This is a genomic window from Rhodanobacter sp. GW835-FHT13D09, from assembly GCF_058793995.1.
In genome coordinates this window covers 92,713-109,390 of record NZ_JBXAGL010000012.1, presented here as the reverse complement: position 1 = coordinate 109,390, position 16,678 = coordinate 92,713, and the positions used below count along the sequence as shown (strand labels likewise).

The window sequence follows — 16,678 nt, the reverse complement described above, 5'->3', positions numbered from 1 at the left end:
GGTGGGGGTTTTTCTTTGATGCGGTGGCGACCGCAGGTCGCGACCCGCAACAGGTCACCGCCAGGGGCTTTTTCCTGAAACACCCTCACCGGCAACGGTGGGGGTTTTTCTTTGGTGCGGTGGCGACCGCAGGTCGGTGACGCAGCGCCCGTGTCGTGCTCATCGAAGCGTCGAATGCTTCAACGTTGTGGCAGCTCTCCTTCGCCTATGATGGAAGGACGCCACGATCGGCCGGTGTCCAGGGGAACGGTTCTTGTTTGTCCATGTCGAAACGCGCCGTCGTCCCCGCTGGCACTGGGCCACCCTGCTGATCGTGATGCTCTGTGTGCTGTGCTTCATGGGCTTGGCGCTGATGCCTGCGCCGGAGCGGATTTCGCTGCTCCTGCAGTGGGGCACGGTGCCGGCGAATATTTTCGACCCGCACGAAGCCTTGCTGCCCCAGCTGACCGATCCGGCCCTGTTGCGGCTGTTCACCGCGTTGTTTATCCACGTCACCTGGCTGCATCTGCTCAGCAACCTGTTGTTCCTGGCCATCTTCGGTTTGCCGGGCGAACGTGCGCTGGGCTCGCTGCGCTTCCTGCTGTTGTTCGTGGTGGGCGGGATCGTGGCGAACCTGATCGGGGCGTTGTCACTTGCGGGCGTACGCCTGCCGATCATCGGCTGCAGCGGTGCGGTGTCGGCGGTGGTGGGAGCGTACGTGGCGCTGTTTCCGCGTGCGCGTCTTGGCCTGGTCCTGCCGCTGGGGCTGTACCTGGAATTCGTGCGGGTGCCGGCGTTCCTGCTGATCGGCATCTGGGTGCTTCTGCAACTGCTGTTCAGCTATGCGGGACCGAGCTATGGCGCCTACGTGTGGTGGGCCCACATCGGCGGATTCCTGTTCGGCGTGGTGTTTGCCCTGTTCTCGCGTGACGCGGTTGCCCGCCGCCTGCGCAATTGAAGTTCAACTGGCAACCTTGTCCCAGTCGTGACGACGGGAGAACTGACGCAGCAAGCGACGTGCATCCGGCGTGGCGGCTACGGCGCTGTAGACCTGCCGGGGGTCCGAGCCCTCGCGGCGCATGTCGGCGTGTTTGCGCGTGATGTAGGCACGCATCACGTCGGCGTTGAATTCGGGGTGGAACTGGGTGCTGAACGCACGCGGGCCATAACGCAGCAGTTGGTGGGGATCCCGCGCCGAACGAGCCAGCACGGCGGCGCCGACCGGAGGCTCGAGCACGCTTTGTTCGTGCGTGGTGTGGGCGCGGAAACTGGCGGGCAACGAGGCGGTCAGCGGGTCGTGGAACGCGCCGGCGGAAAGTTCGATCGCCTGGGTACCGATCTCGCGCCCGCCCGGCAGGTAGTCGACGCGCCCGCCCAGCGCATGCGCCATCAGCTGGTGGCCATAGCAGACGCCGAACAGCGGCAACTCCACGTCCATCGCGTCACGGATCCAGGCGGCAGTACGTTCACTCCAAGGCTCGCGCGCGGTGACCATGGCGGCCGAACCGGTGATCATGGCGCCGGCCACTTCTTGCGGCGGCGGCAACGTTTCGCCGACCGCGACGTCGACGATCCGCAGCTGCCGCGTGTGCAGGCCGGCGCCGAGGCGGAACCAGTGCGGGAAGTCGCCATGCCGGGCGCGGATGGCATCCGGCGCGCGACCGGTGCGGATGATCAGGACGGGTTTCATGCGAAAGGTCGGTGGCGACATTTGGACGTCTTTACGGCTGAGTATCGTCGAATCCGTCGATGGGCGGCAACACGGTGAGAACCTCCTGCACCGTGGTCAGCCCGGCGGCCACCTGATCGGCGGCCGAGATCCGGAGCGGCCGCATGCCTTCGGACAGCGCGGCATGGCCGAACCGGCCGAGGTCGAGCTGAGCCGAGATCATGCCGCGCAGCCGCGGCGACATCTTCAGCATCTCGTAGATGCCGGTGCGCCCAAGGAAGCCGGTATTGCGGCATTCCAGGCAGCCGACCGGCTGGTACACCTGCGCCGGCAGCGGCAGCTCCCAGCCGTGGGTCAGCACGTTCCAGGCCTGTGGGTCCTGCGTGGTCGCCTGCTTGCAGTGCGGGCACAACGTGCGCACCAGCCGCTGCGCCACCACCCCGGTGAGGGTGGACTGAATCAGGTAGTGCGGCACGCCGAGGTCGAGCAGGCGGGTGACCGCGCTGGGCGCGTCGTTGGTGTGCAGGGTGGACAGCACCAGGTGTCCGGTGAGCGAGGCCTGCACCGCCATCTGCGCGGTCTCCAGGTCGCGGATCTCGCCGATCATGATGATGTCGGGGTCCTGCCGCAGCAGCGTGCGTACGCCGGCGGCGAAATCCAGCTCGATCGCCGCGTGCACCTGCATCTGGTTGAATTCCGGCGAGACCATCTCGATCGGGTCTTCCACCGTGCACACGTTGAGCTCCGGCGTGGCCAGGTGCTTCAGCGTTGAATACAGCGTGGTGGTCTTGCCCGAACCGGTGGGGCCGGTGACCAGGACGATGCCGTGCGGGCGTTCGACCATGCTGCGCCAGTGGGCGCCCTCGTCGGCGGAGAAGCCGAGCTGGGCGAAGTCCTTCACCACCAGGTCCGGATCGAAGATGCGCATCACCACCTTCTCGCCGAACGCGGTGGGCATGCTCGAGATGCGCAGTTCCACCTCGCGGCCGGAGGACGAGCGCGTCTTGATGCGGCCATCCTGCGGGCGGCGCTTCTCGGCCACGTCCATCCGCGCCAGGATCTTGATGCGTGCGGTGACGGCGGTCATCACCGGGGAAGGCAGCTCGAACACCTTCTGCATGATGCCGTCGATGCGGAAGCGCATGTGCCCGGTGTCGCGACGTGGCTCCAGATGGATGTCCGAAGCACGCTGTTCGAAGGCGTACTGCAGCAGCCAGTCGACGATGTGCACCACGTGGCGGTCGTCGGCGCCGACCTCGCCGCTCTTGCCCAGCTCGACCAGTTGCTCGAAGTTGAGGATGGCCGAGGAACCGTCGCTGCCGCTCTTGGCGTCCTGCGCCAGCTGGATGGAACGCTGGACGCCGTAGAACTCCTGCAGGTAGCGATTGATGTCGATCGGGCTCGCCACCACGCGCTTGACGTCCCGTCGCAGCATCTGCCCCAGGTCGGAGGCCCAGCCGGCGTCGAACGGCTCACACGTGGCGAATGTCACCTCGCCCGGCGCGACCGCGATCGGCAGGATCCGGTGTCGCTTGGCGTAGGCATGGCTCACCACCTGGGTCGCCGCCGCGACATTGATCTTCATCGGATCGATCTTCAGGTACGGCATCCCGGCGCGACCGGCCAGCCATTCGGCCAGGTTCTCCAGGCCCAGCGGCCGCCCCGGATCGCGCTGATTCGTCAGCCTGGCGTTGGCGATGACTACCAGCGGGTGCAGCTCCACGGTGCTGCGGCCGGCGCGCGCGCCCATCCGCACCTGCCTGGCGTCCTCGGCCAGCAGGTAACCGTCAACCACCAGCGTCGCCAGCAGTTCCTCCAGTTCCAGCCGGCCGCGCCGGCCGAGCAGAGATGCGATGTGCGGTGAAGCAGCCATCCGGGTGTATTTCCTGCGTAGCATCCAGCGGGCACGGCCCGGTGGCAAAGCGTGCTGCGGCTATACTAACGCGCTTTACTCCAGGTCACGGAAAGCCATGTCCGCACGCACCTTCCAGGATGTGATCCAGACCCTCGACCGCTACTGGGCGGCGCAGGGTTGTGTGCTGCTGCAGCCACTCGATACCGAGGTGGGCGCCGGCACCTTCCATCCCGCCACCTTCCTGCGCGCGCTCGGTCCCGAGCCTTGGGCCGCCGCCTACGTGCAGCCCTCGCGCCGGCCGACCGACGGCCGCTATGGCAACAACCCGAACCGCCTGCAGCATTACTACCAGTACCAGGTGGTGATGAAGCCGAACCCCGAGGACATCCTCGATCTCTACATCGGCTCGCTGAAGGAGCTGGGCCTCGATCCGCTGGTGCACGATCTGCGCTTCGTCGAGGACAACTGGGAGTCGCCCACGCTCGGCGCCTGGGGCCTTGGCTGGGAGGTGTGGCTGAACGGCATGGAGGTGACCCAGTTCACCTACTTCCAGCAGGCCGGCGGCCTGGAGTGCCGCCCGGTGACCGGCGAGATCACCTACGGCCTGGAGCGGCTGGCGATGTACCTGCAAAATGTGGACAACGTTTTTGATCTGGTCTGGACCGACGGCCCGCGCGGAGTCGTGACCTACGGCGACGTGTTCCACCAGAACGAGGTCGAGCAGAGCACCTACAACTTCGAGCATGCGAACGTGCCTGAACTGCTGCGCTGGTTCGACGTGTGCGAGGCCACCGCCAACCAGCTGATCGCGGCCAACCTGCCGCTGCCGGCCTACGAACAGGTGATGAAGGCCAGCCACACCTTCAACCTGCTCGATGCGCGCCGTGCGATCAGTGTCACCGAGCGCCAGCGTTACATCCTGCGCGTGCGCACGCTGTCGCGCGGCGTGGCCGAGACCTACGTCGCGCAGCGCGAGAGGCTCGGTTTTCCGGGCCTGAAGAACGTTTCCCGGGAGCAGGCCGCATGAGCGCCGCCAAGTCGCTGTTGATCGAACTGGGTACCGAGGAGCTGCCGCCGAAGGCGCTGGACGAACTGTCCGCCGCCTTCCTGCGCGGCATCTGCGATGGTCTGGCCAAGCGAGGGATCGACGCCGGGCTCGACCTGGCCCAGGCCTACGCCTCGCCGCGTCGCCTGGCCGTACTCGTGCCCGCCGTGGCCATGGCCCAGCCAGAGCAGGCGATCGAGCGCCGGGGTCCGGCGTTGAACGCCGCTGTCGACGCCGAGGGCCGACCCTCGAAGGCACTGCTCGGTTTTGCGCAATCCTGCGGTGTCGGCGTCGAGCAACTGCAGAAACTGGAGACCGACAAGGGCGGCTGGTACGTCTGGCGCACGGTCAAGCCGGGCCAGCCGGTGGCGGCGCTGCTGCCGGAGATCGTCGACGAGGCGTTGAAGGGCCTGCCGATTCCGCGCCCGATGCGCTGGGCCGACCACGACTACAGCTTCGTGCGCCCGGTGCACTGGCTGGTGATGCTGCATGGTGCCGATATCGTCGACGGCACCGTGCTGGGTCTGGCCAGCGGACGCAAATCGCGCGGCCATCGCTTCATGCACCCGCAGCCGGTGCACGTGGCCGATGCCGACGGTTGGCTGGATGCGATGCGTGCGTGCAACGTGCTGGCCGATCCGCGCGAACGGCGCCAGCGCATCCGTGACCAGGTGGCCGCGCTCGCGGCGACCACCGGCGGCGTGCCGCGGCTGGATGATGCGCTGCTGGACGAACTGGCCAACCTGACCGAATGGCCGGTGGCGATCGCCTGCACGTTCGAGCGTGAATTCCTCGCCGTGCCGCCGGAAGCGCTGGTCGCCACCATGGTGGCCAACCAGAAATTCGTGCCGGTGTTCGACGCCGACGGCAAGCTGACCGAGCACTTCATCGGCATCGCGAACGTCGAGAGCAAGGACCCGGCCGAGATCCGCAAGGGCTATGAACGGGTGATCCGCCCGCGCTTCGCCGACGCCAAGTTCTTCTGGGACGAAGATCTGAAGACGCCGCTGGCCAGCTACCAGGAGCAGCTCCGGACCGTCACCTACCAGCAGGCGTTGGGCAGCCTGTGGGACAAGAGCGTGCGTGTGGCCGAACTGGCGCGGATCACCGCCGGCCGGGTCGGTGTCGATGGCGGTGCGGCTACCCGCGCCGCGGCGCTGAGCAAGTGCGACCTGCTGACCCGCATGGTCGGCGAATTCCCCGAGCTGCAAGGCGTGATGGGGCGCTATTACGCCGGTCATGACGGCGAGCCGGCGGCGGTGGCCGCGGCGCTGGACAGTTATTACCAGCCGCGTTTCGGTGGTGATGCGATCGCCGCCGACAAGCTGGGCCAGGTACTGGCGGTGGCCGAACGGCTGGACACGCTGGCCGGCATCTTTGCCATCGGCATGAAGCCGAGCGGCAACAAGGATCCGTTCGCGTTGCGCCGCGCTGCGCTGGGGCTGGCGCGCACCCTGATCGAGGGCGATCTGGAACTGGATCTGCGCGGCAGCCTGATCGAGGCGCTTGAGTTGCTGCCGGACAGCGCGCTGGCTGCCGGCCTGAGGCCGGGCAAGGACGGCAAGTCGCCGGTGCTGGATGCCGCCAAGCGACGCGCCATCCTGCTCGACGAGCTGCACGACTTCGTGTTCGACCGCCTGCGCGGTTACTACGCCGAACAGGGTTTCGACAACGCGCAGTTCGAGGCGGTATTGGCTGTACAGCCGACCAGTCTGGCCGATTTCGACGGACGCCTGCGCGCGGTGGTCGAGTTCGGTCGCCGCCCGGAGGCCGCCAGTCTGGCGGCCGCCAACAAGCGGGTCGCCAACATCCTGCGCAAGCAGGCCGCGGAACCGGGTGCCCAGCCGATCGGCGGAGCTGTCGATCCGGCGCTGTTCGAGGCCGAGGCGGAGCGCGGCCTGGCCGACGCGCTGGCCGCGGCCCGGCACGAGACTGCGGCGGCGCTGGCGGTCGGTGATTACACGGCGGTGCTGGCCCGCCTGTCGCAGCTGCAGGCGCCGGTGGACGCGTTTTTCGACAGCGTGCTGGTCAACGCCGACGATCCGGCCGTGCGCATGAACCGGCTGGCCCTGCTCGGTCAGCTGAAGGCCCGCTTCGGCACCGTCGCCGACATCGCCCTGCTCTGAGAGGTTGTAAATTTTTCAACCTCGAAGACCGGCCATGGCGAGGGCATGGATGCCCGAGTGTAGGCAACGCAGGAGCGGTTGCCCGATGGCCGGACGCTGATCGGGCACGCCAGTGCCTGATCAGCGTGAGCGAGTCCGGACAAATCCGCTTGGAGCGGATTTGAACAGCCGCAGGCTGGCCCGCAGGGTGCATGCCAGGATGGCATGCATACATGTGCCGGACTCGCGACGGAAGAAAACCGCAGGAAGCGGTTTTCTTCACAAACTCTGAGTACGCGTACAGAAAATAACGCGGCTGCCGTCGAGGCGGCCGCGTCGTCGTGCGCGGGAAGAACGAATCAGGCCCTGTTGCGTTCCTTGCGGATCCGCTCGGCGAGCTGGTGGTTGAACGCCACCATGGCGAGCGGATCCACGTGCGAGCCGCCGGGGCCGAGGATCTCGTAGAGCTGGCTCAGCAGGTCGGCGTTTTCGGACAGGGAGAGCTGGCTGTCAGCCAGGCTCAGTTCCGATTGCAGCATGCGTACGGCGGTATTCAACCGTTGCGCGTCGACCGTGGCCTGGGAGGCCGGGGCATGCGCCTGTTGACGACCGTGCGAGCGGTGCGACGCGACTTTTTCCGAGCTGTGCTGGTCGTCCAGGTTGGGCATGGTCGGGTCCATCTGCAATGAGCCCTCGCCGGCCACCAGCCAGACCAGCGAAATGCCCAGCGTGCGCGCCAGCGTGACGCATCGCGCCCGCGAGGGATCGGTATTGCCATCGCGCCAGCTGCGCACCACGCCTTCGGAGAAGCCGCACATCCGCGCGATTTCCGTGGCGCTTCCTACGCGCTGGATCAGTAATTTGATGCGCTCGGCGAAAGTTTCTGTGGCTTGCGCAGACGTAAATTTTTGCGTTTCCATCGAGAATACCGCCAGTGTGTAGGGACTTCGCGTAAGTCTTTGCCACAATTCAAGCGAAGACGGCCTGAAATACGAGTTACGGAAGTGTTGACCCCCGTGTTTTCTTGAACTAACGTCGCAATAACTTACGAATACGTTTGCGTAGGAAGTCTAGCCTAAATCATGTGGATCGGCACGGGCTTGCATCGTTTTTAGGATGCCGCCCTTGGATCTCACGGACACACAAAAGTTTCTTGTGCCCGGATGGCTCGGGCCGAACCATGGGAGTCACCACGATGAATTCGCGTAAAAACTTCAAGGCGGGGCAGCTGCAGCGCACCGCGCTCGCCCTGGCGCTCGGCTTGGGCTTCAGTGGCCTGGTCTTCGGTCAGGCGACCACCGGCAGCATCTTCGGCCAGGCGCAGGCGGGTGATTCCGTGCTGGTCAAGAGTTCGTCGGGTATCACCCGTCAAGTAGCGGCCGATTCGGCCGGCCGCTACACGGTGGATTCCCTGCCGCTGGGTAATTACACCGTGACCCTGCAGCGCGACGGCCAAGCTGTCGATTCGCGCTCGAACGTTACCCTGCGCGTCGGTTCCGGCACCGAGGTCTCTTTTGTTGCGCAGAACGCGCAAAACCTGTCGGCGGTGACGGTGCAGGCCAATGCCCTGCCGACCATCGACGTGAGCGGCGTCGATTCGCGTACGGTCATCACGGCCGAGCAGCTGGCCAGGCTGCCGCTCGCGCGTAGTGCCGAGGCGATTGCCCTGCTGGCTCCGGGCGTCGTCGAGGGCAGCGCCTTGTTCACGGGTCCGACCGGTGGCCCGGTGGTGTCGTTCGGCGGCTCCTCGGTGACCGAGAACGCGTATTACATCAACGGCTTCAACACCACCGATCCGCTCAGCGGCTTCGGTGGTCTGACTCTTCCGTACGGTGCGATCGACCAGCAGGAAATCCTCAGTGGCGGTTATGGCGCAGCCTACGGTCGTTCCGATGGTGGCGTGATCAGCCAGGTCGGCAAGCGCGGTACCAACGAGTGGCACTTCGGTGGCCAGATTCAATGGACCCCGACCGACCTGAAAGGCGACCCGAAGAACTTCTACTACGTCAATAAGGACGGATCGCAGGGCAAGATCCGCCAATATCGCAAGAACAACAAGTCGTGGACGACCACAGTAGACGCCTATGTCGGCGGTCCGCTGATCCAGGACAAGTTGTTCCTGTTCGCGGCCGTTGAGGCGCAGCGTCAGCAGGGCGAGTCGACCGGTCCGAACGTGGCACCGTACGTAACCCATTACCGCTATGACAACCCGAAATGGTACGGCAAGCTGGACTGGAACATCACCGACAGCAACATTCTTGAGGTGACCGGTGCGTCGAACAAGTCGTCCTATCAGGGCACACTGAACAAGTACAGCTACGCCACCAATACCGAAGGCGGCTTCAACAGCAACGATACGTCGACCAAGAACGGCAGCGATCTCTACTCGGCCAAGTTCACCAGCTACATCACGGATGATCTGACTCTGACCGCCCTGTACGGTGAGATGAAAGGTACGTTGTACAGCAATACTCCCGGTTACGATCCGACCAACCCGTACCTGCTGACCCCTGACAAGCAGAACCCGGCGTTGACGGGTGGCAAGGTCATCACCAACAACCAGACGCTGTTGCGGATCGCGAATCCGGCGCACACCACCAAGAACACCAACCTGCGCTTCGACCTGAGCTACCGTCTGGGTGATCACACGATCACCGCGGGTATCGACAATCAGACGGTTCACGACAACGACGACGGTACGGTGACTGCGGGTCCGGGTTACGCGTGGGAATACAACGACAGCACGGGCAAAACCCCGACGACCTACATCACCGGTGGCCCCGTCGCCAATGGTCCGGGTTGGCAGACCCAGCCGTGGGTTGAGGCTCCGGCGGGTTATACCGGTGGCCAGACTGGCTATTACGTGGCCCGGTATGTCTACAGCAACAATTCGTCAGTCAGAACGACGCAGCATGCCCAGTACATCGAAGACAGCTGGCAGGTCAATGATCGCTGGTTGGTCAAGCTTGGTCTGCGCAACGACCAGTTCACCAACTTCAATGGCGACGGCGTTCCGTATCTGCGCCTGACCAGTCCGCAGTGGGCTCCGCGAGTGGGCTTCAGCTGGGACGTGAACGGTGACTCCAGCTTCAAGGTGTACGGCAACGCTGGTCGCTACTACCTGGCAATGCCTGCCAGTGTGGCGCTGCGCTCGGCTGGTGCCTCGCTGTATACCCGCGAATACTTCACGTATACGGGAATCGATTCGAATGGCGTCCCGACTGGCTTGACCCCGATCAAGAGCAGCACCGGCGGTCCGATCTCGGCCAACCTGGAGTACGGCATCCCGCGTGATCCGAAAACCGCGACTTCGAGTACCCTCAAGTCCGAGTACCAGGATGAGTACATCCTCGGCTTCGACAAGAAGCTGGGCGATTCGTGGGTATACGGTGCCAAGGCGACCTATCGCAATCTGCGCAACGCCATCGATGACGTTGGTGATTCGTTCGCGATCATGGACAAGATGGATGCCATGGGCATCGATCCGGCCACCTATGATCCCGACTCGATCCAAGGCAGCTACCTGATCAACCCGGGCCGCTCCAACACCTTCATGATCCCCAGGATTGGGGGCGGCTACTACGACGTCACGATGGATTGGGCGAAGGACTTCCATTTCAACACCACGTTGAAGCGCAAGTACTACGGCCTGAACCTGTTCCTGGAACATCCATTCGACGGCAAGTGGTTCGGTCGCGTCGACTACCTGTGGTCACGCAGCTACGGCAACAGCGAGGGTCAGGTTCGTACGGACATTGGCCAGCGCGACGTCTCGGCCACGGTTGACTGGGATTACGCTGCTGTCATGGATTACGCCAACGGTTCGCTGGCCAATGACCGTCGTCATCAGATCAAGGCGTTCGGCTCGTATCAGGTCGCGCCGGAATGGATGGTGTCCGGTAACCTGGCGATCATGTCCGGTGCGCCACGTACCTGCCTGGGTTATTACGGCGTAGCCCAGACCAATCCGGGTCTGGGCTATGGTCCGTACTACCACTTCTGCAAGGGCCAGCCGTCGTCTCCGGGCGCCTCGCGTGAGGCCTGGACGTACCAGCTCAGCTTGAGCACCGAGTACCGTCCGTTGTGGGCTGACAGGAAGCTGGCGTTCAACGTGATGGTCAACAATGTTTTTGATAGCCAGAAGACCACGCAGACCTACGCGATCGAGGCGAGCTCCAGCTTCCGGCGCCCATACAGTGCGCAGACCCCGCGTTATGTCCGTTTTGGGATCTCGTACGATTTCTGATGGCCTGAAGCGGTACGTGTGATGTGATAGCTGCAAAGAGAGCCGCCGGGGTTACCCCGGCGGCTCTTTTGTGTGCACGATTAATTGATTCCGGTATCAGGCACTATGGATAAGCATGAGGCCCGCTTTAGGCAGGCGGCTTTCGTTGTGTCTGATGTTCGCCCGCAGCGATAATCCTGTGGACAAAGCTGATGGGCTGACGCAGACACTTCCTCCTTCAGGACAGCGCATGAGCCAATTCGCATTGCTGGGCAAGCGGCGGTTTGCGCCGTTCTTCTGGACCCAGGCGCTGGGGGCGTTCAACGACAATGCGTTCCGCAATGCGCTGGTGATGCTGGTGGCGTTCCAGATGGGGCTGGGCGACCGCACGGTGGCGCTCTACACCAACCTGGCGCCGGCGCTGTTCATCATCCCGTTCTTCCTGTTCTCCGCCACCGCCGGGCAACTGGCCGAGAAGTACGAGAAAAGCCGGATCATCCGCTACGTGAAACTGTTCGAGATCGGTGCGATGGCGCTGGCCGCGTACGGCTTCTACACGCACCACACCACGCTGCTGCTGCTGGTGCTGTTCATGATGGGGATGCACTCGACCATGTTCGGGCCGATCAAGTACGCGATCCTGCCGCAGGCGCTGAAGCCGGCCGAGCTGGTCGGCGGCAACGGGCTGGTCGAGATGGGCACGCAGATGGCGATGCTGGTGGGCATGATCGCCGGCAACTCGCTGATGCTGGTGGCCGGGGTGGGGCCGCTGCTGGCGTCCGGCGCCACCATCGTGGTGGCGGTGGCCGGCTATCTGGCCTGTCGCCGGATCCCACCGGCGCCGGCGACCGCGCCGGCGCTGAAATTCAACTGGAACCCGTTCAGCGAGACCGCGCGGGTGCTGGCGATCACCCGCGCCGACCGCGCGGTGTTCAACGCGGTGCTGGGTATCTCGTGGTTCTGGTTCTTCGGCACGGTGCTGATCGCGCAGCTGCCGATCTACACGCGCGAGACGCTGGGCGGCGACGGTTCGGTGAACACCCTGGTGCTGACTTTGTTCTCGATCGGCACCGGCGCCGGTGCGCTGTTGTGCGAGCGGATGTCGGGACGGCGGGTGGAAATCGGCCTGGTGCCGCTGGGCGCGTTCGGGCTGACCGCATTCGGCGTCGATCTGTACTTCGCGCGGCACGGCATGGCGACGGTGCGCGGGCTGGACTGGCTCGCTTTCCTGCGTGGCGCGGGCAGTTGGCGCATCGCGTTCGACCTCACTCTCATTGGCATGTTCGCCGGCTTCTACGTGGTGCCGCTGTTCGCCTTCGTACAGGCGCGCGCACCGCGCGAGAAGTTGTCGCGGATCATCGCCGGCACCAACATCCTGAACGCGTTGCTGATCGTGCTGGCGGCAGGCTTCGGCCTGGGGTTGGGCGCGCTGGGCCTGGATGCCTCGCAGATCTTCGTGGCCGCGGCGCTGCTCAACGTGCTGGTGGGCTGGTATATCTTCACCCTGGTGCCCGAGTTCGTGATGCGCTTCATCACCTGGGTGCTGGTGAACACGCTGTACCGGGTGCGCGCCGATGGCGCCGAACAAATTCCCGAGGAAGGGCCGGTGCTGCTGGTATGCAACCACGTCAGCTTCATGGACCCGCTGCTGCTGATGGCGAACCTGCGCCGGCCGGTGCGCTTCGTGATGTACTACAGGATCTTCAACATCCCGCTGTTGAGCTTCGTGTTCCGCACCGCCAGGGCGATCCCGATCGCCGGTTACAAGGAAGATCCCGCGGTGCTGGAACAAGCCTACGATGCCATCGACGCCGCACTGGCCGCGGGCGAGGTGGTGTGCGTCTTCCCGGAAGGCGGCTTGACCGGCGACGGTGAAATCGCGCCGTTCCGGCCTGGCGTGGGAAAGATCCTGGCGCGGCGGCCGGTGCCGGTGGTGCCGATGGCGCTGCGTGGCCTGTGGGGCAGCGTATGGAGCCGCCGCGACTCGATGCTGCGTCGCGCGCGCCTGCCGCGCCGGTTCCGCGCGCGGGTGGAGCTGGTGGTGGATGCGCCGCGGGTGCCCGCGCAGGTCACCGCGGCGACGCTGGAAGCGCGGGTGCGCGAGCTGCGCGGTGATCTGGCGTAAGCGGGCTCAGCCGATCCAGCCGCCGATCACGACCAGCGCCACCACGCTCAGCCACGTCAGCAAGGCACGCAGCAGCGCACTGCGCAGGCGTCGCAGCTCGGCCAGTGGATCGCTGTGTTCTTCGGCGTAGCCGTCGCCGGCCTCGATGTCGATCAGCACGTCGGCCTGTGCCGCGGCACCCAGGAAACCCGGGCCGGCACCGTACCAGCTGGTCGGCGCGGCCTGGCTGTGCCAGCGGCGCCAGGCGCCGATCACCGCCTCCCAGTGGCCGACCACGGCCAGGGTGAAGGTCAGCAACTGCGCCGGCAGCCAGTCCAGCGCGTTGGCCACGTAGCCGGCGGCGCGGCGGGTGCCCGCGTCGAGTCGCAGGGCGTCGTCGCGACCCAGCGTCTGCGCCAGCCGGTACAGCAGCGCGCCGGCCGGCCCGAGCAGGAAGAACCACAGCAATACGGCGAAGCGCCGGCGCAACGCGGCATAGGCGATCGCCTCGCCCAGCGCCGGTGCGGTCCAGGGAATCGGATGGTCATCGTCGGCCAGTGCCTGCGCCGCGGCCTCGCGGCGGGCGCCGTCCGGCGCGTCCAGGATCGCTTCCAGGTCGGTCTCGAATTCGCGCGGCCCGAAGCAGTACAGCAGCACCGCCAGCGCGAACAGCAAGGGCAGCAATACGCCCAGTGGCGAGTGCCCGAGCAACCATTCCAGCAGCACGCACAGGACCAGCGGCGGCAACAGGGCGAGCACCACGCGGCTGCCGCCACTGGTGTCGCCCCCTTGCGCCACCCAGCGACGGAACGGGCCGTCGCCGCGCCAACGTGCCAGGTGCGGCATGACGTGCAGCAGGCCGAGGGCGACGAGGGCGACGAGGAGACGGATGGCCATGGCAGGACGGGCTCGCGGGCAGTGGTTGCCATTGTAAGCGACGGATCGCTGCCGGTATCACCCGGCGACGCCAGTCGCCGGAGTTCGCGGGGGGAATCAGCGTGGCGTGGCGTCGGCGATCAGTGAATCCAGCTCCAATCCGGCACGTTGCCGCAGCCAGTGCGCCAGCAACTGGTAGGACACCGACAGCCGCGTAGGCGGCATGAAACTGCCGCCGGCGATGCCGTCGACGATCTGTTGCGGGGTGAACCAGCGCGCGTCTTCCAGCTCGTGGTCGCGCATCACGATCCGTCGCGACACCGCGGTGGCGATGAAGCCGACCATCAGCGAGGCGGGCATCGGCCACGGCTGCGAGGAGTGGTAGCGCACCTCGTCGACGATCACGCCAGCCTCCTCGGCCACCTCGCGGCGCACCGCGTCCTCCAGCGCCTCGCCCGGCTCGACGAAGCCGGCCAGGGTGGAGTAGCGGCCGGGCGGCCAGCCGGCCTGACGGCCGAGCAGGCAGGCGCCGTCGTGCTCGACCAGCATGATCACGGCGGCGTCGGTGCGCGGGAAATGCAGGCGTGCACAGTCCGAGTTGGTGCATTGCGCGCGATGGCCGGCGGCGACCAGCAGCAGCGGCGCGCCGCAATGCGCGCAGAAGCGCGTCTCGCGTTGCCAATGCGACAGGCCCTTGGCATAGGCGAACAGGCCGGCTTCGTCCGCCGCCAGCAGCAGGCCGGCGTGGCGCAGGCCCACGCGCCGCGCGTCCAGCGCGCTTTCCAGTTCATCGAGGGGCGCGGCATCGTCCGCCACCAGCAGGAAGTGGGGGCGCTTGTAGGCGATGCCGAGCAGGCTGGCATGTTGCTCGCCGAGCCAGCGCTCGCGTTCGCCGGCGTCGAGCCAGCGCAGGGCGTCGCCATCGCGGCGCAGGAACGCCTCGCCGGCGCCGTCCAGCAGCAGGTAGCGCGCTTCCGGCGAACGGGCCTGTTCGACGATCCATGCCGATTCGTCGCGCGACTCGGCGACGCGATCGAGCACCAGGCTCAGCCCGGCGAAGGTGTTCGTGGACGGCAGCGTGGCCCGGTCCATCGGCGGTGTCTTCAGGCGGAGAACGAGGAGCCGCAGCCGCAGGTGGTCTTCGCGTTCGGGTTGCTGATCACGAACTGTGCGCCGCTGAGGTTCTCGGCGTAGTCGATCTGCGCGCCGCCGAGGTACTGCAGCGACAGCGGATCGCACAGCAAGGTCACGCCGTCGCGCTCGATCGCCAGGTCGTCCTCGGCCTGGGCCTCGTCGAAGGTGAAGCCATACTGAAAGCCCGAGCAACCGCCGCCGGAAATGTATACGCGCAGCTTCAATGCCGGGTTGCCTTCCTCGGCAATCAGCTCATGCACCTTGTGCGCGGCGGCGGCGGTGAACAGCAGCGGGGCGCCGCTGCTGCGGTAATCGGGGATCGCGACGAGAGTTTCCATGGTCATCTGGATGGGGGCGGGGCGGACTGAAGCCAAGCATACCGCTTCAGGCCGGCATGGCCTCGTCGAGTTCGGCATCCGGCGCCGGCAATTCGCGCGGGGCATCCCCGGCCTGGCGCGAGATGCGCCCGTTGACCTGCGCGCCGGCGGCCATTTCGAGCGTGTGGTAGCGCAGATCGCCGTCGATGTGCGCCTGCGGCGCCAGCTCCAGCCGCACGCTGACGAAGACGTCGCCGGTCACGTGGCCGTTGATCACCGCCTGCGGCACGTGGATCTCGCCGTGCACCTGGCCGTGTTCGCTCAGGGTGAACATGGCATCGTCGCCCTCGCCCAGCACGGTGCCTTCGATGCGGCCATCCAGGTGCAGCGCGCCGCTGAAGCGCAGGTCGCCGCGGATCACCGTACCGCGGGCGATCAGGCTGGTCTCGTGGCTGCTGGTGTTGCGATCGTTGCGATCGTTGCGTCTACGGTTGAGCATCATGGTCCCCTGCGGTGGTGGTGATGTTTCCGCTCAGTGCGGCGGTCCAGGCGACGGCGCGGTCGACGGCCGCGCCGCCGGCCGGCCGGATACTGATACGCAACCGTGTCGGACGGAAGTCCGCCGGCAGCACGATGGTGCCGTGCAGTTGCTGGAAATAGGTGAAGCGGAACGGCAGCCCGTCCTTCTGTGCGGTGTCGCCGAGTGCGGGCCAGTCCAGCCGCGCCACCTTGTCGCCGCGCAGGCCTTCCGCGCTGACCAGCACGTCACCGGAGACTTCCTCGCCCCGTTTGGCGTTCTGGCTCAGGCTGAGGCTGAGGTTCCAGCCGCGCGAGCCGGTGATCGGCTGCAGCTTCACCTCCTGCAGTTTCAGCCCCTGGCGCTGGGCGTCACCGCCGACCAGCCGCGCATAGAAGCCCAGGTCGGCGCGCAGGCCGCTCAGTTCCTCCTCGCGTTGCGCCAGGGTGCCGCGCAGCGAACGGGTGGCGACCTCGTTGACCTGGGCGGCACGCTGCAGGTTGGCGAGCTGCTGCTTCAGATCGTCGATCTGACCGAGCAGGGCGCGCTGCTGGCGGTTGTCCACGGCGGCTGGGGTATTTGCCCGCCGCGCCAACGCGCCAACGGCCAGGCCGACCACCAGCAGGCTGCCCAGCCAGGCCAGGCCCAGCCACAGCCAGCGCCGACGATGGCCGGTGTCGTCATGCCGGCGCACGACGAAGCGCGGTGGTGGTCGTAAGGCCATGCGACGCATTCCGGGGAAAGCCAGAGGTATAGCCCTGGCGTGACGAAAGCGTCAAGGAACGGGTGCACGCTTCAGGGCGCCGCCGGGGTGACGGCAGGAGCGGTTCAGGGCTTGTGAAGAAAACCACG

13 protein-coding genes are annotated in these 16,678 nt (G+C 66.0%); 5 read left to right on the top strand and 8 right to left on the bottom strand.

Translation table 11 applies throughout. The annotated features are described in order from the left end of the window. The first annotated feature begins 253 nt into the window (after window positions 1-253). Window positions 254-937, top strand: a complete 684-nt coding sequence (locus AC1Q5A_RS15100) for a rhomboid family intramembrane serine protease (protein WP_492702026.1) — start codon at window positions 254-256, stop codon at window positions 935-937. Window positions 938-940: 3 nt separating this feature from the next. Here AC1Q5A_RS15100 and AC1Q5A_RS15095 read toward each other — a convergent pair whose 3' ends face one another. Together AC1Q5A_RS15095 and tfpB are read right to left on the bottom strand one after the other, a co-directional pair. After that, window positions 941-1,669, bottom strand: coding sequence for a glutamine amidotransferase (locus tag AC1Q5A_RS15095; protein ID WP_492702024.1), 729 nt, complete (start codon window positions 1,667-1,669; stop codon window positions 941-943). 31 nt (window positions 1,670-1,700) lie between these two features. Next, the gene (tfpB, locus tag AC1Q5A_RS15090; protein WP_492702022.1) at window positions 1,701-3,521 is read right to left on the bottom strand and encodes a type IV pilus assembly ATPase TfpB; all 1,821 of its coding nucleotides are present in this window, start codon (window positions 3,519-3,521) and stop codon (window positions 1,701-1,703) included. A 97-nt stretch (window positions 3,522-3,618) separates the two neighbouring features. Here tfpB and glyQ point away from each other — a divergent pair, with 97 nt between their 5' ends. Continuing rightward, window positions 3,619-4,530 (top strand): glycine--tRNA ligase subunit alpha, encoded by a 912-nt coding sequence (gene glyQ / locus AC1Q5A_RS15085; protein WP_492702020.1) that lies wholly within the window; start codon window positions 3,619-3,621, stop codon window positions 4,528-4,530. After that, window positions 4,527-6,674, top strand: coding sequence for a glycine--tRNA ligase subunit beta (glyS, locus tag AC1Q5A_RS15080; protein ID WP_492702018.1), 2,148 nt, complete (start codon window positions 4,527-4,529; stop codon window positions 6,672-6,674). Before glyQ ends, glyS begins: the two co-directional genes overlap by 4 nt. Window positions 6,675-7,012: 338 nt before the next feature. Here the strand turns inward: glyS and AC1Q5A_RS15075 are convergent, their stop codons facing one another. Beyond that, window positions 7,013-7,573 carry a helix-turn-helix domain-containing protein gene (locus AC1Q5A_RS15075; RefSeq protein WP_492702016.1) on the bottom strand — a complete coding sequence of 187 codons (561 nt, stop codon included), beginning with the start codon at window positions 7,571-7,573 and terminating at the stop codon, window positions 7,013-7,015. Window positions 7,574-7,848: 275 nt separating this feature from the next. On the opposite strand from AC1Q5A_RS15075, the gene AC1Q5A_RS15070 reads away from it, so the two are divergent. Beyond that, on the top strand, window positions 7,849-10,899 hold the full coding sequence (locus AC1Q5A_RS15070; RefSeq protein ID WP_492702014.1) for a TonB-dependent receptor: 3,051 nt from the start codon (window positions 7,849-7,851) through the stop codon (window positions 10,897-10,899). Between the two features lie 229 nt (window positions 10,900-11,128). Beyond that, window positions 11,129-13,003 (top strand): MFS transporter, encoded by a 1,875-nt coding sequence (locus tag AC1Q5A_RS15065; protein ID WP_492702012.1) that lies wholly within the window; start codon window positions 11,129-11,131, stop codon window positions 13,001-13,003. A 6-nt stretch (window positions 13,004-13,009) separates the two neighbouring features. Here the strand turns inward: AC1Q5A_RS15065 and AC1Q5A_RS15060 are convergent, their stop codons facing one another. The 5 genes from AC1Q5A_RS15060 to AC1Q5A_RS15040 form a co-directional block, all read right to left on the bottom strand. Further along, complete coding sequence (locus AC1Q5A_RS15060; RefSeq protein ID WP_492702010.1) at window positions 13,010-13,879, bottom strand: beta-lactamase induction protein; 870 nt, start codon at window positions 13,877-13,879, stop codon at window positions 13,010-13,012. Window positions 13,880-13,975: 96 nt separating this feature from the next. Further along, the gene (gene nudC / locus AC1Q5A_RS15055) at window positions 13,976-14,950 is read right to left on the bottom strand and encodes an NAD(+) diphosphatase (protein WP_492702008.1); all 975 of its coding nucleotides are present in this window, start codon (window positions 14,948-14,950) and stop codon (window positions 13,976-13,978) included. An 11-nt stretch (window positions 14,951-14,961) separates the two neighbouring features. Beyond that, window positions 14,962-15,330, bottom strand: coding sequence for an iron-sulfur cluster insertion protein ErpA (erpA, locus tag AC1Q5A_RS15050; RefSeq protein WP_492702006.1), 369 nt, complete (start codon window positions 15,328-15,330; stop codon window positions 14,962-14,964). Window positions 15,331-15,376: 46 nt separating this feature from the next. Continuing rightward, window positions 15,377-15,808 (bottom strand): bactofilin family protein, encoded by a 432-nt coding sequence (locus AC1Q5A_RS15045; RefSeq protein ID WP_492702004.1) that lies wholly within the window; start codon window positions 15,806-15,808, stop codon window positions 15,377-15,379. Continuing rightward, window positions 15,795-16,550, bottom strand: a complete 756-nt coding sequence (locus AC1Q5A_RS15040) for a DUF6776 family protein (RefSeq protein WP_492702002.1) — start codon at window positions 16,548-16,550, stop codon at window positions 15,795-15,797. The genes AC1Q5A_RS15045 and AC1Q5A_RS15040 overlap by 14 nt, the downstream gene beginning before the upstream one ends. Window positions 16,551-16,678: the final 128 nt, after the last annotated feature.